Source organism: Olleya sediminilitoris (assembly GCF_016785945.1).
Taxonomy (GTDB): Bacteria; Bacteroidota; Bacteroidia; order Flavobacteriales; family Flavobacteriaceae; genus Olleya; species Olleya sediminilitoris.
In genome coordinates, this window is the sequence record NZ_JAEMEF010000006.1 from 59,569 (window position 1) to 79,351 (window position 19,783).

Annotated in this window: 24 protein-coding genes, 1 tRNA gene and 1 pseudogene; 5 read left to right on the forward strand and 21 right to left on the reverse strand. The window is 30.2% G+C overall.

Annotated elements, in window-relative coordinates; translation table 11 throughout:
* Positions 1-13: 13 nt before the first annotated feature.
* The 3 genes from JAO71_RS08595 to JAO71_RS08605 form a co-directional block, all read right to left on the reverse strand.
* The gene (locus JAO71_RS08595; RefSeq protein ID WP_203000264.1) at positions 14-769 is read right to left on the reverse strand and encodes a hypothetical protein; all 756 of its coding nucleotides are present in this window, start codon (positions 767-769) and stop codon (positions 14-16) included.
* A complete protein-coding gene (locus tag JAO71_RS08600; RefSeq protein ID WP_203000265.1) occupies positions 770-2,125 on the reverse strand; it encodes a tyrosine-type recombinase/integrase in 1,356 nt (451 codons plus the stop codon). It lies immediately after the preceding gene.
* Between the two features lie 51 nt (positions 2,126-2,176).
* Positions 2,177-2,250, reverse strand: a tRNA-Met gene (locus JAO71_RS08605).
* A 142-nt stretch (positions 2,251-2,392) separates the two neighbouring features.
* Here JAO71_RS08605 and JAO71_RS08610 point away from each other — a divergent pair.
* Both JAO71_RS08610 and JAO71_RS08615 read left to right on the forward strand, forming a co-directional pair.
* Complete coding sequence (locus JAO71_RS08610; RefSeq protein WP_028291342.1) at positions 2,393-2,779, forward strand: START-like domain-containing protein; 387 nt, start codon at positions 2,393-2,395, stop codon at positions 2,777-2,779.
* Positions 2,780-2,831: 52 nt separating this feature from the next.
* Positions 2,832-3,674, forward strand: a complete 843-nt coding sequence (locus JAO71_RS08615; protein ID WP_203000267.1) for an aminotransferase class IV — start codon at positions 2,832-2,834, stop codon at positions 3,672-3,674.
* Here the strand turns inward: JAO71_RS08615 and JAO71_RS08620 are convergent.
* The 5 genes from JAO71_RS08620 to JAO71_RS08640 form a co-directional block, all read right to left on the reverse strand.
* The gene (locus tag JAO71_RS08620; RefSeq protein WP_116824451.1) at positions 3,671-4,231 is read right to left on the reverse strand and encodes a YqgE/AlgH family protein; all 561 of its coding nucleotides are present in this window, start codon (positions 4,229-4,231) and stop codon (positions 3,671-3,673) included. The two genes, JAO71_RS08615 and JAO71_RS08620, sit on opposite strands and share 4 nt — an antisense overlap.
* Positions 4,232-4,354: 123 nt before the next feature.
* Positions 4,355-4,627, reverse strand: a complete 273-nt coding sequence (locus JAO71_RS08625; protein WP_028281811.1) for an HU family DNA-binding protein — start codon at positions 4,625-4,627, stop codon at positions 4,355-4,357.
* 193 nt (positions 4,628-4,820) lie between these two features.
* Positions 4,821-5,771, reverse strand: coding sequence for a methionyl-tRNA formyltransferase (gene fmt / locus JAO71_RS08630; protein ID WP_116824452.1), 951 nt, complete (start codon positions 5,769-5,771; stop codon positions 4,821-4,823).
* Positions 5,768-7,669, reverse strand: a complete 1,902-nt coding sequence (locus JAO71_RS08635; protein ID WP_203000269.1) for a RecQ family ATP-dependent DNA helicase — start codon at positions 7,667-7,669, stop codon at positions 5,768-5,770. The genes fmt and JAO71_RS08635 overlap by 4 nt, the downstream gene beginning before the upstream one ends.
* Entirely contained in the window at positions 7,670-8,212 is a 543-nt protein-coding gene (locus JAO71_RS08640; RefSeq protein ID WP_028291347.1) for an AAA family ATPase, read from the reverse strand.
* An 89-nt stretch (positions 8,213-8,301) separates the two neighbouring features.
* Between JAO71_RS08640 and JAO71_RS08645 the strand changes: the two genes are divergently transcribed.
* The 3 genes from JAO71_RS08645 to murA all read left to right on the forward strand — a co-directional run bounded on the left by JAO71_RS08645 (position 8,302) and on the right by murA (position 10,651).
* The gene (locus tag JAO71_RS08645) at positions 8,302-8,595 is read left to right on the forward strand and encodes a DUF493 family protein (RefSeq protein ID WP_028291348.1); all 294 of its coding nucleotides are present in this window, start codon (positions 8,302-8,304) and stop codon (positions 8,593-8,595) included.
* 71 nt (positions 8,596-8,666) lie between these two features.
* Positions 8,667-9,326 (forward strand): DUF4290 domain-containing protein, encoded by a 660-nt coding sequence (locus JAO71_RS08650; protein WP_054850652.1) that lies wholly within the window; start codon positions 8,667-8,669, stop codon positions 9,324-9,326.
* An 8-nt stretch (positions 9,327-9,334) separates the two neighbouring features.
* Positions 9,335-10,651 (forward strand): UDP-N-acetylglucosamine 1-carboxyvinyltransferase, encoded by a 1,317-nt coding sequence (murA, locus tag JAO71_RS08655; protein WP_028291350.1) that lies wholly within the window; start codon positions 9,335-9,337, stop codon positions 10,649-10,651.
* 65 nt (positions 10,652-10,716) lie between these two features.
* Here the strand turns inward: murA and JAO71_RS08660 are convergent.
* The 13 genes and pseudogenes from JAO71_RS08660 to JAO71_RS08720 form a co-directional block, all read right to left on the reverse strand.
* Positions 10,717-11,013: pseudogene (locus JAO71_RS08660) on the reverse strand (SnoaL-like domain-containing protein); the annotation flags it as partial.
* A gap of 204 nt (positions 11,014-11,217) precedes the next feature.
* Positions 11,218-11,937 carry a 3-ketoacyl-ACP reductase gene (locus JAO71_RS08665; protein WP_203000271.1) on the reverse strand — a complete coding sequence of 240 codons (720 nt, stop codon included), beginning with the start codon at positions 11,935-11,937 and terminating at the stop codon, positions 11,218-11,220.
* Positions 11,938-12,044: 107 nt separating this feature from the next.
* Positions 12,045-12,626: a hypothetical protein gene (locus JAO71_RS08670; protein WP_028607096.1), complete on the reverse strand. Its 582-nt coding sequence runs from the start codon at positions 12,624-12,626 to the stop codon at positions 12,045-12,047.
* Between the two features lie 133 nt (positions 12,627-12,759).
* Positions 12,760-14,064, reverse strand: a complete 1,305-nt coding sequence (locus JAO71_RS08675) for a cryptochrome/photolyase family protein (RefSeq protein WP_203000273.1) — start codon at positions 14,062-14,064, stop codon at positions 12,760-12,762.
* 3 nt (positions 14,065-14,067) lie between these two features.
* Positions 14,068-14,529, reverse strand: a complete 462-nt coding sequence (locus JAO71_RS08680; protein WP_028291355.1) for an SRPBCC family protein — start codon at positions 14,527-14,529, stop codon at positions 14,068-14,070.
* 11 nt (positions 14,530-14,540) lie between these two features.
* Positions 14,541-15,002, reverse strand: a complete 462-nt coding sequence (locus JAO71_RS08685; protein ID WP_054850657.1) for a TspO/MBR family protein — start codon at positions 15,000-15,002, stop codon at positions 14,541-14,543.
* Positions 14,999-15,541, reverse strand: coding sequence for a glutathione peroxidase (locus JAO71_RS08690; RefSeq protein ID WP_116824460.1), 543 nt, complete (start codon positions 15,539-15,541; stop codon positions 14,999-15,001). The genes JAO71_RS08685 and JAO71_RS08690 overlap by 4 nt, the downstream gene beginning before the upstream one ends.
* 6 nt (positions 15,542-15,547) lie before the next feature.
* Positions 15,548-16,231: an SDR family NAD(P)-dependent oxidoreductase gene (locus JAO71_RS08695; protein WP_203000275.1), complete on the reverse strand. Its 684-nt coding sequence runs from the start codon at positions 16,229-16,231 to the stop codon at positions 15,548-15,550.
* 98 nt (positions 16,232-16,329) lie between these two features.
* Positions 16,330-16,554, reverse strand: coding sequence for a hypothetical protein (locus tag JAO71_RS08700; protein ID WP_028291359.1), 225 nt, complete (start codon positions 16,552-16,554; stop codon positions 16,330-16,332).
* A 4-nt stretch (positions 16,555-16,558) separates the two neighbouring features.
* Positions 16,559-17,254: a GTP cyclohydrolase I FolE gene (gene folE, locus JAO71_RS08705; RefSeq protein ID WP_028291360.1), complete on the reverse strand. Its 696-nt coding sequence runs from the start codon at positions 17,252-17,254 to the stop codon at positions 16,559-16,561.
* A 62-nt stretch (positions 17,255-17,316) separates the two neighbouring features.
* Positions 17,317-17,595: a TIGR03643 family protein gene (locus JAO71_RS08710; protein WP_028291361.1), complete on the reverse strand. Its 279-nt coding sequence runs from the start codon at positions 17,593-17,595 to the stop codon at positions 17,317-17,319.
* Positions 17,596-18,024, reverse strand: a complete 429-nt coding sequence (locus JAO71_RS08715; RefSeq protein ID WP_116824462.1) for a hypothetical protein — start codon at positions 18,022-18,024, stop codon at positions 17,596-17,598.
* Positions 18,025-18,132: 108 nt separating this feature from the next.
* Entirely contained in the window at positions 18,133-19,620 is a 1,488-nt protein-coding gene (locus JAO71_RS08720; protein WP_203000277.1) for a cryptochrome/deoxyribodipyrimidine photo-lyase family protein, read from the reverse strand.
* Positions 19,621-19,783 lie beyond the last annotated feature (163 nt).

The window sequence follows — 19,783 nt, forward strand, 5'->3', positions numbered from 1 at the left end:
GCTAAATTACATGTTATTCCTGAATATTGAAAATCTGATTTAATATCGCTTTCTCAGCTTGTTGTTCAGAAACTAATATTTTCAGCTTTGGTTTTACTGTTTTATTAGGATTATATTCTTTAGTTTTTTCTAATAAATTATCAAAAAAATCATTACTACTAATAGGATATTCTTTTTTACTATTAAGTTCTGAGATTTCTTTAGTTACAGTTAAGTTTATATCAGATTTAATATTTTTAAAATTTGTTTTAATTAAATGTAATACATCTAGCCTGTCATTAGGCATTATTTTTTGATTAGGGTAAAATTGTTTTACAAAGTCTTCAAAATGTTTTCTATAAGAGTTGAATTGAATAGTGAAAATGCCCAATATTTTGTTATCTAAATTACGTATTTGAGACGTGTTATTTCTGATCCAATTAGCAACATATAAAGCGCCTTCAGCTTGTTCGTAATATTTGTCTAATAAGTAAGAGAACTCAATCTCTTTTAGTACGCTTTTCATTTGTATGAGATCAAAAATAATTTCTCTAAGATTAGTAATTTGCTTCATGAATTTATTGCCATCAGTATCAAGGTCGAACTCATAAATATTGATAGATTCACTAATAATTAATAATTTTTGATCAAAGACATTTTTCATTACAGTTTTACTTCGTTCTTCTAAAATATCTGATTCAAATAAAAAAATTGGCACATAAAATATTAAATTGCTCCAAGTTTTAAATGTCAATTCATTATAGTAATTATTTAAATCTAGTTTGCTCATTTATTCATTCGTATTTTTTAACATTTCAGAATAATCATTAGGTAACTCAGCATCAATATCTCGTAAGTATTTTTCTAAAGCGGACATACTTAAATGACCCGTAATTAACATTAATTTACTTTTAGCTTCAAAAGGTGACGACTCTTTAACTAAGGCTCTATACAATTTAGTAATGTATGTGTGTCTAAAACTATATAGTCCATAGTCTATACCTAAATCAAATTTTTGTTTTACACTTTTTTTAAATCTTTTAGAATAAAAATCTCTTCTATTGTTAAGTTTAGCTTCCCATTTACCTCCAATTTTATCACCTGCAAATAATAAGTCATCAGGATCAAATAGAGTAAGGTCAGGTAATTCTCTCCATAATAATTCAGGAATGATTTTAGTTTTTAAAGGACTGTTTTTAGCTTTAAATTGTATGGTTTTGTTAGCGATATTTATATTTTTTATTTGCAGTCGACAAACTTCTATAGGTCTTAATAAATTATAGGATATAAATTTTATAAAAAGTAAAAGTACTTTGTCATTTTCTTCTAAATGATTAAAAATAGCCTCTTGAGTTTCTTGCGTGTATGTTTTATTTCTGTTGGGTATCGTTTTTAAAGTCGGAATTTTTTTGACAAAGTTTGATTTAATAATTTCATTGTCTTCTAATACTTGAATAATACTACTTAATTCTGTTCTGTAATTATTTCTATTTCTAGCACTTGTGTTTTCTAAAATATTATTTAAAAATTCAAAAGTGATTTTTTTAGTTAATTCATCAATCGTTTTTAATGCTGGATAAGTTTTATTTAACCATTTTAAAAATACATCAATTCTGTTTTTATAACCTCTAAAGGTTGTTACACTAACTAATTGCTTTTTATAATTAAGCGCAAAACCAAAAGCTTCTTGAATATTTATTTTAGGAGTCTCAATCTTCTCTTTCAATTGTGGTGTTGAAGTTTCTTTAACTTCTTCGACATGCTTTATTTCAGTATTAACATAATTAAATGTTACTTCAGGTTTTTTTGTTTTCTTTTTTAAACTAGAATGTAATTGGCTATTATCCTCAAAAGGTGAATACCCTTGTTGTAAAAATTTAAGTAGTGTTTTTCTATATTGAGTTAAAACTTGTAGACGATCTTCTTTGGTTTTATACTTATTAGCATCACCATAAAAAGGAGTGACACGTTTTAATTTATCGGTTTGAGGATCTCTGTAAGAGAAATAAACGTACCATCGCTTAGATAAATCACCTTTGGCGTCGTAAATTTTTGGTGTTGAATATTGTTTTTTCTTTTTCAAATCGTATGCACTATCGTATTCACTTTCGTATGCAAATGTAATGATCTGTTTAAAATTAAGCATAAAAAAAACGGTTTAGAAGACTAAACCGTTTAAATACAGTGATTTAATTTGTAGCGAGAACGAGATTTGAACTCGTGACCTCCGGGTTATGAATCCGACGCTCTAACCAACTGAGCTACCTCGCCATAATTTTGAGAGTGCAAATATATAAAGAATATTGAATGTGGCAAATAAAATTTCAAATAAAAATTTTTATTTCAATTTTTTTCTAAACTTATTAATTAATGTATATATTGGACAAATAATAATAGACAAGAATACAATTAAATGGAAGATAAAATAAAGTACGAGATGGAATTTGTAGTACATGCTTCTCCATCATTACTATACCAATATATATCAACACCTTCTGGATTATCTGAATGGTTTGCAGATAATGTAAACTCTCGTGGAGAATTATTCAAATTTATTTGGGACGGTTCTGAAGAGCAGGCTAAATTAATTACAAAAAAATCAGGAGAACGTATTAAATTTAAGTGGTTGGTAGATGAAGATGATTCATATTACTTTGAAATAAAAATTCAAGTAGACGAAATAACTAAAGATGTTTCAATTATTATTACTGATTTTGCAGAGGAAGATGAGGTAGAAGAAGCAAAAATGCTTTGGACCAATCAAATCTCAGACTTAAAACAAGTCATAGGTTCTGCTTAAAAATACATTCAATTAAAGTATATTTGTCCCATTGAAAAATGGGACTTTTTTTATGATAAATTTTAACGGAACACTTCAAGATAATAACGTAGTAATATCTAATACAAATCGTGGTTACTCTTATGGTGATGGACTTTTTGAAACCATCAAAGCTGTACATGGTAAGCTATTGTTTTTTGAAGATCATTATTTTAGACTAATGGCTTCAATGCGTATTTTACGTATGAAAATACCAATGAGTTTTACAATGGAATTTTTTGAAGAAGAAATAAAAAACACCCTTGAAGCTAATGGTTTACTTAGTAAATCTGCAAGAGTTAAAATTCAAATCGATAGATTAGAAGGTGGTTTATACTTACCAAAATCTGATGGTGTAAACTATATTATAGATGTTAACGCTTTAGACGAAGATTTTTACTTGCTAAATGATAATAAATATGAAGTCGATTTATATAAAGATCATTACTTGTCACCAAGTTTGTTGTCTACTTTAAAGTCTAGTAATAAGGCTATTAATGTCATAGGTAGTATTTATGCTAAAGAAAACAGACTAGATAACTGTTTGCTGATTAACACTAATAAAAGTGTTGTAGAGGCTTTAAATGGAAACCTGTTTTTGGTCAAAGGACAGACCATAAAAACGCCACCATTATCTGATGGTTGTTTAAAAGGAATTTTAAGACAACAATTATTAGAAATTATCAAACTAATACCAGAATATACTTTAGAAGAAGCTTCAATATCTCCTTTTGAGTTACAAAAGGCAGATGAACTGTTTACAACTAACGTTATTAAAGGAATACAGCCAATTACTAAATACCGTAAAAAAATCTTTACAAACGAAGTTGCTAAAATGCTACTACAAAAGTTAAATGTAAAAGTTAGATTAGGTTAGTTGTAACTTGGGTTTTCTGGAGCATTAGACCAAATAGAATAATCTTCACCAAGTTCAATCATTTTTTCTTTCCAAAAGGTTTCATAGCTTTTTTCAATGATATCCTTTTTGTAAGTATTTTTGGTAACAACCCATGCATTAGATTTTAATTCGGTCTCAAGTTGGTTACTATCCCAACCAGAGTATCCTAAAAAGAATTTAATGTCATTTGCTGTAATTTGATTATTTGCAATTAAATCTGCAACAATATTAAAATCTCCTCCCCAAAATATACCTAAAGATATTTCCACACTATTTGGTATTAGGTCAGGACGTTTGTGTATAAAGTAAAGATTGTCTTGTTCAACAGGTCCACCATTATAGACATCAAAAGAGGCATCTATTTGTGGTATCAAGTCGCTTATCGAGTAATTTAAAGGCTTATTTAAAATAAAACCAATAGCGCCTTCTTTATTATAATCTGTTAGAAGTACTATTGATCTATTAAATGATATATCTCCAATAATTGAAGGTTCAGCAATTAATAAGTCACCCTTTTTTGGTTTGGTTGTAGTCATTGTAAAAGGATTAGGTTATTTAAATGTAGTATTTTTTTTGTTAAAAAACAATTATTATCAATTATATCAAATAAAAAAAGCCTTCATATTGAAGGCTTTTTTGAAAATATTTTAAGCAAAGGTTTAGTTTACAGCGTTTGCTAAATCAGAACCAGCTTTAAACTTAACTACGTTTTTAGCTTTTATTTTGATAGTTTTTCCAGTCTGAGGATTTCTTCCGTCTCTAGCAGCTCTTTTAGATACTGACCAAGAACCAAATCCTACTAATGAAACTCTATTACCCTTTTGTAAAGATCCTTCAATTTCGATTAACGCACATTCTAAAGCTTTCTTTGCAGCTGCTTTAGTAATTCCTGCGTGTTCTGCCATAGCATCGATTAAATCTGTTTTGTTCATAATTTTAATTTTAATTATTAATAAATAGTTGATTAAACACTTTTTTGTTAAATCCTTTACAAATTTATACGGATTATGCTACTATGCAAGTAATAGCAAGGGAAAAGCATGTATTTGTTAATAACTTTAGTCATTTGTTAATAAACAAGGTGTGTTTTTGTTAATTTATTGTAACATCAATGGTGATAAGGGTTTACAGCATTTTTGCTTGCTGGTCAAATTGGTAACCATTTAAAAGTGATTTGATATCCATGTTACGTTTTCCTGGTAATTTAATATCTAATATATTTATAAAACCCTCTTTTACAGCAACCTTAAGTGTGGACTTGTCACTTATAATTGTCCCAATATTAAGATTGTGTGATTCTATTTGTTTTTCGGCTTTATAAATTTTAATATCCAATTGGTCGTCGTTGTTATGTAATTTACACCAAGCTGCAGGATATGGGCTTAATCCACGTATCTTATTATATATATTGTCTATAGTATCTGTAAAATCTATTTTACAATTGTCTTTATTTAGTTTGTACGCAGTTTTACTTATTGCATCTTCTGGTTGTGGTGTGGTTTTGACCTCTCCAGTTTCAATTAATTTAATAGTTTCAATCACAAGACTACTACCAATATGCATTAATTTGTCATGAAGGCTTCCTGCGTTTTCATTTGGATTAATATCTAACTCCTGTTGTAAAATCATTTCACCAGTATCAATTTTTTCATCAATAAAAAAAGTAGATACGCCTGTTTTTGTTTCACCATTAATAATAGCCCAATTAATTGGCGCTGCACCACGATAATTAGGTAATAAAGAGGCATGAAGATTAAAAGTTCCATGTTTAGGCATTGCCCATACAACTTTTGGTAACATTCTAAAGGCTACAATAATTTGTAAATCGGCCTTTAAAGCTTTTAACTGTTCTAAAAAAGCTTCACTTTTAAGATTTGTAGGTTGTAAAATAGTTAGACCCTTTGATTTTGCAAATACTTTTACAGCAGATTCGTTTAGTTTACGTCCTCGTCCAGCAGGTCTGTCTGGTGCAGTAATCACTCCAACGACATTATAGTTATGTTCTAAAATGGTTTTTAAAGTGGTCACCGCAAAATCTGGTGTTCCCATAAAAACAATTTTTAAGTCCTTTTTCATAAATGTTTTAATTTGTAACTATTAGTTTTTGTAATTTCAATAGTATTGTCTTCCAATAATATTTTTATTGTAGCATTAATTTGTGCTTCTGTAAAGGGTAAAGCAGTAAATAAAGCTTTTGATGTTTTTGCACCAAATTCTAAATTAGTAATTATACCATGTTTTACTGTTTTAATGTTTGTTTTTGGTTTTGCTTTCGCGGAAATACAAACACTACAAATTCCGCATTTGTCAACGTCTTTTTCACCAAAATAGGTTAATAATTGAATGCTTTTGCAAATTTGGTCATTATTAACGTAATCTAAAACAGCTTTTACTTGTTTTTGTTTTAGTAAGTTTTGTTGTTTAATAATGGTAGCAACACGGTTTATTGTTTTTTCGTCTTCACGAGGTTCAATAAAAGTGATTTGAGCATCAGTTTTATTAATGTTTAAGGTTATAATTTGATCTTTTTCTAACTGTGTCAAAACCGAAATTAGTTTTTGTTCTTGCACATTAGCTTTTTCGGCAATTAGGCTACTATTTATTTTGGTGCTATGTTCAAAAATTCCACCATAGGTTCTTAAAATAGATTTAGTAATAATTTCAAAACTTTTATGTGTTTCTAAATATCTAAATAACGTATTGCTTGACACTGTAAACTGTACTTCAATACGTTTATTAAACTGTTTGCTTAAAGTTATAATACTTGTATTATTAAGTATGTTTAGTGTGTTGTAAGTCGTTACAGTGTTAAACTTATAGGTTTTACAAAAGTCATTAAAATTAAAATCAAAAGTTTGATAGGTCCCTTCACCATATGAGATTTGAAAATAACTACACAATTTACGGTATACCAATTTAGTGAAGTCCACAGTTGGTAATACATTTAAAAACTGTTTGTTTAATGCGTTATCATCATTTTTGTTTTTAAGTATAACAGCATAAGCCTTAGTCTCATCACGACCTGCACGTCCAGCTTCTTGAAAATAGCTTTCAATACTATCCGGAAGGTTAATGTGTATAACGGTTTTAACATCAGACTTGTCAATACCCATTCCAAAAGCATTTGTAGCAACCATAACTTGTTTTTTACCTAAAAGCCAATCATTTAAATGTTGATCTTTTAGCGTGTTATTTAAGCCTCCATGATAATAAGTGCTAGTGATGTTTTTTTGTTCTAAATATTGAGTGATTTCAAGAGACAAGCGTCTGTTTCTAACATAAATTATGGATGGTTGTTTGTTTTTATTTAATATGGCTTCAAGTCTAAAGTATTTGTCTTCTTCTTCAAAAACCATATAAGCTATGTTTGGTCTGTAAAAAGATTGCTTAAATACTTTAGGGCTAATAAAATCTAATTCGGTTTTAATATCCTCGATAACTTCGGGAGTAGCACTTGCTGTTAAAGCAATAACATTAACCGTAGGATGTAACTGACGTAAAATAGTTATGTTTTTGTAAGCAGGTCTAAAGTCATTTCCCCATTGACTAATACAATGGGCTTCATCTACAGCAATAAGGTTAACATTCATTTGTCTTATACGATCTTGAACTAATTCTTGTTGCAAGCGTTCTGGAGACAAATACAAAAACTTATAATTACCATAAATACAATTATCCAATAGAGTGTCTATATCTTTGCTGGATATTCCGCTAGTTAAAGCAATTGCTTTAACGCCTTTTTTTTGTAGCGCTTTAACCTGATCTTTCATTAAAGCCACTAAAGGCGAAATAACAATACATATTCCTTCTTTAGCTAAAGCAGGAACTTGGAAACACACACTTTTTCCTCCACCAGTTGGTAGTAAGGCAAAAGTGTCTTCATTAGCAATAACAGCATTAATAATATCTTCTTGAAGTGGTCTAAAGGCTGTAAATTTCCAATAACGTTCTAATATGTTAATTGGATGTTTCATTTACAAAGCTTTAACGACATCTAAAATATGTTGCGCTCTAGTTTCGATACTTCCAAAAGGCACATCTTGCAGATTGTAATCGTATTTTTGATACGTTTCTAATAGATTTTGGTGTATTATTTTGGCTTGTTCAAAACTTTCGTAACGTACAGCGTCACTTTTATATATTTCTTGCCAAGGTGCTAAAATAAAAACATAATCATAAGTGTTTTCTTGACATGACTTTACAAAGTTTTCTGGATAGTCTTCTTTTGCATATTCCATGTATGCCACAACGTCAGGTATACCTCTATCTAAAAACACAAACTCATTAGTGCTATTTGTAGCATCAATATATTGTTGCTCGCGACCTTTAAGTAACAACTCGCTAAATAATAAAGGCTGAGTTAAAAACATTTGATCAATGCCTTTTTCTCTAGCTTCCAGCGTTACTTGACGTGAAATCTCTTCGTAACATGTGTAACCACGTTTGTTTAACTCGTTAATAATTGCCGATTTTCCTGTACTTGGGCCTCCTGTAATGACTATCTTTTTTGCTTTCAATTGAAAAAAATTTATTGGTAAAAATCCGAAATAAATTCATTAAAAAAAAATCTAAACAAAATGGTATATTTGTTGCTTATTAAATAGCTATGAATAAGACACCAAATCCAGAAGAATTTTACGCAAAATTAAAAGAACAATTACAAGATACTGCGCTTTGGCCAAATGAGTATTTGTATAAATTTATAGTGTTATCTGATTTACAGAAAATAGCAGAAGTAGAAGCTATTTTTGATAACATGGGAGCAGTTATTAAAACTAAAGAATCTAGTAATGGTAAATACACCAGTGTATCTATTAACGTTAGAATGAAAAATCCTGATCACGTTATTGAAAAGTACCTTGAAGTTACAGAAAAAGTAGAAGGCGTGATAAGTCTTTAATTTTTTTTTGTATTTTGCACAAGCATTATAAAAACTTCAATGCACACTTATAAATTCTACACTTTTTTATTTTGATAGACGACATAGAGTATAACACAGAGCGTGAACATTTAATTATTCCAGAATATGGTCGCCATATTCAAAAAATGATTAATCATGCCAAAGCACAAGACACTAAAGAAGAGCGCAACAAATTAGCAAAATCAATAATTGCAGTAATGGGTAACATGCAACCACATTTGCGTGATGTACCAGATTTCCAGCACAAACTTTGGGATCAATTATTTATCATGTCTAATTTTGAGTTAGATGCTGATTCGCCATATGGAGCACCTTCTAAAGAAGAATTATCAGAACGACCTCAACCTTTAAAATATCCTCAGAACTTTCCTAAATATCGTTTTTATGGTAATAATATAAAAACAATGATTGATGTTGCCAAAACATGGGAAGAAGGTGAAATGAAAGAGGCTTTGACATATACCATTGCCAATCACATGAAAAAGTGCTTTTTAAATTGGAACAAAGACACTGTTGAAGATAAAGTGATTTTTGACCACTTATTTGAACTATCAAATGGTGAAATTAATCTTAAAAACTCTGAAGAAGATTTGACTGATTCTTCTAGATTAATGAAAGCATCAAGCGGAAAAAAATACTCCAATAACAATAATAAAAAAGGAGGTCACAAAAAAAATAATAATCAAAACCGAAACCGAAAAAGATACTAATCACATTTATGGGAACATTTAAAATTGAAGGTGGTCACCAACTAAAAGGAAACATACAACCTCAAGGTGCCAAAAATGAAGCGTTACAAATATTATGTGCAGTTTTATTAACTCCAGAAAAAGTAACCATAAATAACATACCTGATATTATTGATATTAATAAGCTAATATCACTTTTAAGTAACTTAGGGGTTAAGGTTGAAAAATTATCAGAAAGTACATACTCTTTTCAAGCGGACGATTTAAATTTAGAATATTTAGAATCTGCTCAGTTTAAAAAAGAAGGTAGTTCTTTAAGAGGGTCTATTATGATTGTTGGACCTTTATTAGCACGTTTTGGTAAAGGGTACATTCCAAAACCTGGAGGTGATAAAATTGGACGTCGTCGTTTGGATACTCACTTTGAGGGTTTTATAAATTTAGGAGCAAAGTTTAGATATAATCGTGAAGATTATTTTTATGGTGTAGAAGCCGATAAATTAATTGGTACAGATATGCTTTTAGATGAAGCTTCTGTAACAGGAACAGCAAACATTGTAATGGCTGCTGTATTAGCAGAAGGTACAACAACTATATACAATGCAGCTTGTGAGCCTTATTTACAGCAACTATGTAAGATGCTGAATAGAATGGGAGCAAAAATTTCGGGTGTTGGATCTAATTTACTAACTATTGAAGGTGTTGATAGTTTAGGTGGAACAGAGCATACTATGTTACCTGATATGATTGAAATTGGTAGTTGGATAGGTTTAGCTGCTATGACAAAATCAGAACTTACAATTAAAAATGTAAGTTGGGACGATTTAGGACAAATACCAGATGTGTTTAGAAAATTAGGTATTACTGTTGAGCGTAAAGGAGATGATATTTATATTCCTGCTCATAAAGATGGTTACCAAATACAAAATTATATTGATGGTTCTATTTTAACTATTGCAGATGCACCTTGGCCAGGATTTACTCCTGACTTATTAAGTATTGTTTTGGTTGTAGCTACACAAGCAAAAGGTGAAGTTTTAGTGCATCAAAAAATGTTTGAGAGTCGTCTGTTTTTTGTGGATAAATTAATTGACATGGGAGCAAAAATTATACTTTGCGATCCACACAGAGCCACAGTAATGGGACATGATTTTAAATCACAATTAAAGGCAACAACAATGGTATCTCCAGATATTAGAGCAGGTATATCGTTATTAATTGCTGCATTATCTGCAAAAGGAACTTCTACAATACACAACATCGAGCAAATTGATAGAGGTTATCAAAAAATTGTAGAACGTTTACAAGCTATTGGAGCCAAAATAGAACGTATAGAAGGAAATTAAAATTAAATAAAAAGACATAAAAAAAGCTTCAGTTTTGCTGAAGCTTTTTTTATGCATTATTTTTTCTATTGATCCATGTTATAAAAATACTGTTCGCTAGCAATTTTGCCATCTTTTACTTCATATACACAAACCTCTTCCATTTGTTGTCTTCCACCTTCTTTAAAGGTACAATCAAAGCTCATTTTTGCAGTAAAAAAGTTTCCTGCAACTATTGGTTCTCCAATCTCACTTGAATGAAGGTTTTCAACGTTCTCATACCATTGTTTACTTTTATTCCAAACGTTTTCTTTTCCAGAAACAATTTCTCCTGGCATTCCTGGCATTTCTCTGCTAACTACATTATCAGCGTAAAGTTCTGTAACGCAGTCTAAGTTTTAACCTTCTCTGCACATATTAGCCCATTTTTGAGCAACTTCTTGTGTGTTCATAATATTTAGTTATTTGTTTTATTAAATATATTAAAATTTTGATTTACAAAGTGTTAGCTTAGTGTTATTCTGGTGTTAAACAAAAAAGTATCCATTAAAACTTAATGGATGCTTTTATTTAAACTATATTTTATATTACGGATTAGTAGACCATAAAGCTGCACTTTTTAGCATAGCTCGTCTAGGTAATTTTAATCCAGCAACAACTAATTCTGCAAAATCTTCAGGCTGTAAGACACTGTCTTCTGAGTCTTTATTAGCAATACCAAGATCTATAGACATGTCTGACGCTATTGTACTTGGTGTTAACGTACATACTCTAATATTGTTTTTACGGACTTCTTTCATTAAAGATTCTGACATACCAATAACTGCAAATTTTGAAGCAGAATAGGCAGATGTACTAGCGTTTCCGTTTAATCCTGCAGTTGATGAGACGTTAATTATATCACCTTCATTTTTATTAATTAAAATAGGCAATACTTCTTTAGTAACATAATACATACCTAAAAGGTTAGTTTGTATAATTTTTGTCCATTGGCTAACTTCCATATCATTAAAAGTTCCAAAAGCAGCAATACCTGCATTATTAACTAAAATATCTACTGTGCCAAAAGTTTCAATAATTTTAGCAATACCATTTTTAACTTCGTCATAATTACCAACATCAAAAATTGAATATGTGGCTTTCACTCCATAAGTTTCTAACTCAGTAACTGTCTCTTTTAGTGTGCTTTCTGTACGTCCAGTAATGGCTACGTCAATACCTTCTTTGGCAAATGCAATAGCTGTTGCTTTGCCTAATCCTTTACCACCACCTGTGATTATTGCTTTTTTATTTCTTAAACTACTCATTGTATTTGTTTTATTGTGTCAAAATTAAACTAGTTTAAATGTACAGAAATCTAAAAACCGAAGCTAAGTTTTAATCAAGGTTAACATATAATTAATATTAAGGTTAATTAAAACTTTTGAGAAAAGTAAGCAATTAAAAATATCCAAGATAAGTATAGTGTAGTATAAAAGGTAGCATACATTAAAGAAAGGCCTAAGTTGTTTTTTGTAGTTTTAGATTTAGAAAACACTAATTTTAAAGCTCTAAAAAAGACCCAATATAACATAGCTAAAAGGATAAAAATAGAAAACCAAAATATAGCTTCTATTAAAATTAAAAACAGAAAAAGTAAAACTGAAGTTACTATCCAGAATAAAAACGATACGACAATACCAATAATAACATCTTCGGTATCAATAGTTGGTACTTGTATGTCTGGAAACGAACCTGCTGAAGATATATAATCTCCGGATTTAAGTGTTTTAATTTTTGGGTAATTATCTTTTAGTTTGACGCCAGTATAAAGTCCATATGTCATAAATAAGATTAATACTGTTCCAATAATTGATAATGATAAATATAGGTTTAAAGTTACAGATCTGTTATAATTAATACCAGTTAGATATACTGTAAGAGCTGTAATAGTAATAACTATTAATGATACAATAAATACAGATTTACCTTTAAGATAGGTTTGTTTTGCTTTCAAGTATTAAATTTTTATTTAGTTGTTCTATAACTTCATTTCAAGATTTTGCCCCATAAAACATAAGTTCAATATCTTATTCAAGATTAAATATAGGAAATAAAAAAAGAGGAATTTTACTTCCTCTTTAATATTGTTAAGCAACAGCTTCTTTATAAACCTTTAAGCAGCGTTCTCTAGCTTCTTTATGATCTACTATAGGTTTGGGGTAAGTTAACTCTTGATAATCCGGAACCCATTGTTTAATATATTCATGTTGTTTGTCAAATTTGTCAATTTGTGTTGTAGGATTAAATATTCTGAAATAAGGAGAGGCATCAACACCAGACCCAGCAACCCATTGCCAGTTTCCAACATTACTGGACATGTCATAATCATGAAGTTTTTCGGCAAAATAAGCTTCTCCCCAACGCCAATCAATTAATAGGTGTTTACATAAAAAACTTCCAACCAACATACGTACACGATTGTGCATAAAACCGGTTTGATTAAGTTGTCGCATACCAGCATCAACTAAAGGGTAGCCTGTTTCACCTTTACACCAAGCTTTAAATTCGGTTTCATTATTTCTCCATTCGATTCTATCATATTTAGCTTTAAAAGCATCTTTATGAGTGTCTGGGAAATGCCAAAGTATTTGCATAAAAAATTCTCTCCAAATTAATTCTTGCCAAAAAATTTCATTGTCTTCAGCAATAGCTTTTTTAACCATTTTACGTACACTTACAGTCCCGAAACGTAAATGAGGTCCTAGTTTAGAGGTCGCATCTTTAGCAGGAAAATTACGTTTGTCTTCATATTCTTGGATTAATGTTGGTGTTACATTGTAATCCTCAATGTTTTGTGATGCGCTTTTAAAACCAATGTCACTTAACGTCAGATTTGGTAGTCTTGTATGCTCAATTAAATTATCTAAATGACTATTGGTATAATAAATAGTTAAATCATGAGATTTAAAAGTTTCTTTCCATAACCGCATGTATGGTGTATAAACCACATAAGGTTTTCCGTCTTTTTTAACGACCTCATCCTTTTCAAAAATGACTTGATCTTTATACGTTTTAAAGCTAATGTTATTTTTATCTAATAATTGTTTTATGTTTTTGTCTCTTTTAGTCGCATAAGGTTCATAGTCATGATTAGTAAAAACAGTGTCAATCGTAAACTGTTCCATTATGGTTTTAAAAGCGTCTTCTGGTGTATCATAATATATTGCTAAACTACTATTATGTTCACTTTGCAATGTATTACGCATGGTTTGTAGAGTATCAAAAATAAAATTGACTCTAGCATCATCCTCAGGTAATTGCTCTAAAATATTTTTATCAAAAATAAAAATAGGCAATACAGGAAGGTCTGATTTTAAAGCATTAAAAAAACCAACATTATCATCCAATCTTAAATCGCGTCTAAACCAAAAAATATTTACTGTAGTTGCCATGTATTAATATTTACCAAAAAGTTGTTCTAATTTTTCTGTTCTATATTTAAAAATCTCTTCTAATTTTGGTTTAACCAAAATAGGATGTGCCAATTGGCCTAAAATGCCTAACGGAATTTTGTAGTCTATAATGTCTTCCATTTCTACACCACCATCAATTTCTTTAATAAAATGTTTATGATGCCATAGTGCATATGGTCCAAAGCGTTGCTCGTCTACAAAATACTCGCCTTCTTTTATGTGTGTTATTTCAGTAACCCATTTTGTTTTAATGCCTAAAACAGGTGTAACAATGTATTGTATAATTTGTCCAGCAAACATTGGTCTATCTGCACCAGATAAGATATCAAAACTCATGTAATCAGGAGTAATTGCTTTTAAATTTTTAGGATCAGATAAAAAATCCCAAGCTTGAGCTTTTGTAATTGGTAAATTCTGTTTTTTATGTAATCTGTAAATTTTCATGATACTACTGTTTAATTATTTATAAGAATATAGGCATTAAGAGAAGTTGCAATTAGCATCCAAATCATGTATGGTAAAAGTAAATAGCTTCGTTTTTTTAAATCTTTCTTATAATTGAAAAAGAAGAAAAATATAAGCACTGTAAGTAAACTTATGATTATTAACCCAACCAAAACCATATGCTGATTAAAAAATACGTAATTCCAGCTAACATTAAGTATAAATTGAATTACAAATAACAGTATTGGTAAATTAGTTTTTTTAGTGTTGAATAAATACGCAAGATATACCGAAAAACAGATCATTATTAACGTCCAAGCTACACCAAACACCCAACCTGGAGGTGTCCAAGGTGCTTGGTTTAAATTAATATACCAATCTGTTAATGGACCATTACCCATTAACCAACTGCCAATAGCTAATCCACTAAAGTTGATAATTAAAAATAATACTAAGGCTTTAAATATTTTCATTTTAGATACTTAGTTATCTTAGAACTATTTGGTTTTGTAGTAGAGTAGTAGTAGTCCAACCATTGTCCTTCAGGGCTTACTAAATACTTTTGAAAGTTCCATTTAACTGTAGAGCTCTTTTTTCCATTTTTTTCCTTTTTAGTTAACCAACTGTATAAAGGATGTTGTTGTCTACCTTTTACTGCTATCTTTTCTGTTATTAAAAAAGAAACACCATAATTTACTTGACAAAATGACTCAATAGTATCGGCAGTTCCAGGTTCTTGGCTTCCAAATTGGTTACAAGGAACACCAATAATTTGTAACTTGTCTTTGTGCAGGTCGTAAAGGTTTTGCAAGTCTTTATATTGTGGCGTAAAACCACACTTTGAAGCAACATTTACAAATAAAATATACTTGTTTTTAAACTGGTTCAAATCTATAGCTTTGCCTTGTAGGTTATTGATTTTAATATCGTAAATACTAGGTAGATTGTTATAGTCTATAGTTACTGAATTTTTGCTAAATAAGGTAGCAGCAAATGCTTTTAAAGGATTCATAAATAACTATATTTTAAAGCTTACTATCCCACAATCCATTTCAAATATTTGTCCTGATATTGAAGCTGATTTTTCTGAAGTTAAAAACTGAGCCATATCTGCTACCTCCTGTGGATTTAAAAACTTTTTAAGCGGATGTCTTTCCTTCATGTTTTCAATCATTTTATCATTACGAAGTAGTTTTGATGCTAAATCAGTATCTGTCACTGTTGGTGCAATAGCATTAATCCTTACTGTTGGCGCTAATTCTGCACCTACTGATTTTACTAAACCTTCAACAGCACTTTTAGAAGCAGCAACACTAGCATGAAAAGGCATCCCTAATTTTGAAGCCACAGTACTAAATAATACTACAGATGGGTTTTGACCTTTTTTTAAAGGGTCGACATATTTTTGAATTGCTTTGACAGCACCAATAACATTAATTTCAAAATCCGCTCTAAAATCATCTAGTTTTAAACGACCAATAGGTTTCAAGTTTATGCTTCCTGGACAATAAATTAACGTGTCTACTTGATCAATCTCAGGTAAATCATCTGTTAAAATATCGCAAGAGTGATGTGCTAAGTTTTTATGACTAAAATCTGGAGCAGTACGACTAATGTTGGTGACTTTGTGAGTCTCTAAAAAAGTGTTAGTAATGGCTTTTCCTATGCCTTTACTACCACCAATAATGACTAAATGTTTCATAGCTTTTTTTTAAAATTAGGTATAAAAAAAGTGGTATTAATAAGATTGCTCTTATTAAATAATACCACTTAATATGTAATTTAATAGTTATCTACAACTTATGCAGCAGATGGTCTTCCTTTTAAACGCTTTTCAATTTTTTGTTTGATAGCGGTTAAATCTTTCATAATATCCATTAACTTAGGATCTTTGTTTTCTTTGTAAAGTTCATTTACTCCAAGGATTAAATCCTTAGCTTCTCTTGATGCAAGAATACGATCGCTAGTAGTGATAAATTTGTGCTTTCTTTCTGAAAATTCGATTGCTTTTTCTACGATACTCATAATGCTACTCTTTTAAATAATTTTGTAATTCGGCTATTTTTTCTGGTGTATTAAATTGTCCACCATAAAACGTCGTCACTGTTGCAGAAGATTCATCTTTAATACCTCGTGACGATACACATAAGTGTTTGGCATCAATAATTACCGCAACATCTTCTGTATTTAATGTTGCTTTTAGGTCTTCTGCTATTTGATTTGTTAACCGTTCTTGTACCTGAGGACGCTTAGCATAATACTGTACAATTCTGTTTAATTTTGATAAGCCTATAACTTTTCCTGAAGAAATATAAGCTACGTGAGCTTTACCTATAATGGGTACAAAGTGATGCTCGCAGTTGGAGTAGAAAGTGATATTTTTCTCCACCAACATTTGATTGTATTGGTATTTGTTGTCAAATAACGCAATTTTTGGTCTATTTTGAGGGTTTAATCCAGAAAATATTTCATCAACATACATTTTGGCAACTCGTTTTGGTGTTCCTTTTAGCGAATCATCTGTTAAATCTAGTCCCAAAACATCCATTATTTCTTCAAAGAGAATAGCAATTCTTTCTTTTTTATCACTGTCCGAAAGCTTAAAAGCATCTGCTTTCATTGGTGTTTCAAGTCCAGTGTAAAGGTGATCGTCACCTATATCTTCATGATCAAAACCATTAAGGCTGTATTTGTCATGATCTACTACTGTGTTTTGTTTGTTCATTTTGTCTTTTTAATTGCTGTATTTGGTTTAACATGCCAAATCAAAGCAGGTTGTTTATTTATCTAACGTTTAGATATTTTGTTATGTGTAATCTGTTTTTGTCTAGAGCATTTAAAACGACCCTCTTCAAAAGGTCTTTTTTTACTATGTTTTGTGCTTCTACCTTGTACGCGTTGTCTCCACATTTTAAAGCTGCTCAATTTCATTTCACGACGCATTAATTCAATAACGTCTTGTTCTTTTAAACCAAATTGAAACTTGATAGCATCAAAAGTAGTACGGTCTTCCCAAGCCATTTCAATTATTCTGTCGGTTTCTTCTATTGTAAATTCTTTTTTCATTTAAAATGGCGAAAAATTGTATTGTTCGTCAAATTTCACCTTTTCATTCATCAATTTATTAAAAAACTTCTTATTTTCTCTAAAAGTTTTGTTATTTCTGAAATGAATAAATTTTCCATTTGAATGTATACTAGATCCGTTGGTCTTGTAAACTACTAATTTATAATACGGAATTGCCCAAGTAAAATTTTTTAATCCTTTGGTAATATGTATTAAAATACCTTTTGGTCTTAACTCTATATTACCATAATTAGTATCACTAACTGTATTCAAAATTGATGCCATATTTGGACTGACATCGTCCACAATCATTCTTTTAGATCCAATACCTTTCAATTTTATTATTTGTAAAAATGAAAATGGCTTACCAACTAAATTATCTATTAACTTGTTGTTATCTTTATTGTTATGTGTTGTGTTTAAAAGCAATTAATGTAATGTTAATTTTTATATATATCAAATATATAAAATGTTTAACCTTTATTCTAATTAGTTAAACAAAAATTAACATATTATTTGTTTATACAATTATAACAGTTACTTATTGTTAGGTATTAGGCGTTTACGGTCGTTAAGAGTATGTCGTAATAGTATGCGTTTACTTTCTTTTTTTACTAAAGTATTGTCTTTCATGTTCCAAAGTGTATCACTAGCAAATTTTCTTGTTTGTTTTTCGTTTACTATTGGAAAAGGATAATCTCTTCCTAATTGAAAATCTGTTAGTTGCTGATCAAAATATGTCATTGTACTTGGGTCATGTACAAACGCAGTGTCCAAATTTGCTAATTCGGGTACCCATTGTTTAATAAACAAACCTTCAGGATCATGCTCCAAGCTGTTTTTTAACGGATTATAAATACGTAACATATTTATACCAGTTTCGCCAGCTTGCATTTGTATTTGTGGATAATGTATGCCTGGTTCAAAATCTAAGAATAGACTTGCTAAATGTTCGCTCATGTCTTGCCAAGGTTGCCATAAGTTATGTGTGAAAAATGAAACTACTAAAGCACGCATTCTAAAATTTAAATAGCCAGTTTCTTGTAAACATCGCATGCAAGCATCTACTAACGGAAAACCTGTTTGTCCAGTTTTCCAGGCTTCTTGATGTTTTAAATTAACGGGTTTGTTAAGTTTATGATAGCCTTTGTTTACACTTTTAAACTCCATTTGATGTTCCATTTCAAACTTTTGTATAAAGTGTGCTTGCCAACGTAGTCTAGATACAAATGCGTTTAAGTGTCTTTTGTGTGTTTTGTGTTTTACAACGTCTGATGCACCATTTATAACTTGTTTAATAGATAAATTACCCCAAGCTATGTAAGGTGATAACCGACTGCAACCTGTTCTGGCATCTAAGGGTTTTGAGATATGATACATGTAATTATGGTAACGACCATTATAAAACGATTTCATGTATTTTAATCCTGTTGTTGTGCCTCCTTTTTGAAATATTTTTGAATATTTCGTTGTCACGGAAACAGTGTTTAGTTTGATTTCTAGTGTTTCAATTTGATTGATGGTTAGTAGCTGGCTAGGTTTCGGTTGAAACTGAAACTCGGCTTGCATCATAAAATCATTCCATTGCTCGTACCAATTGTGCCTATTAGTTAGTCCACGTTGTACGCCATTATTGTCGTTTTCTGTCCAAGTAATATTATTTTTGGCTAGAAATTCCGCGAAAGCGATATCACGATTAAAGGTTGATAAAATACCAGTTTCTTTATGAGAAAAGATTTGAGTAACTGTGAAATGGTTTTGTAGATGTTTAAGTAAGCTAATTATTGAGCTGTTAACTACTAAAATTTTAGAATTATAGGGTTGTAACTGTGTGTTTAAATCCTGTAAAGACTGTTTTACAAAATCCCAGTGACGTTTACTATAATGTTTGTCTTGCAATAAAAAATCCTCGAAAACATAGAGTAGGAGCGTGTGCTGACCTGAGTTTAAAGCATTAGTAATGGCTTCGTTATCTTGTAGTCTAAGGTCGCGTTTTAGCCATACTATGCTTAGGTTTTGTTTCATTTTTATTGATTTCTCTTTATTACTTCTCGATACAATTTGCTCGAACCTCACAAATCACTCGAAGTGATGTTGCGTGTCTATTTTATCTTTCTAATTCTGTTATTATCTATTCTTTTACGTAATCGTCACATCGCGTGATTTTTTGTTTTTCTCTAAAAATTGT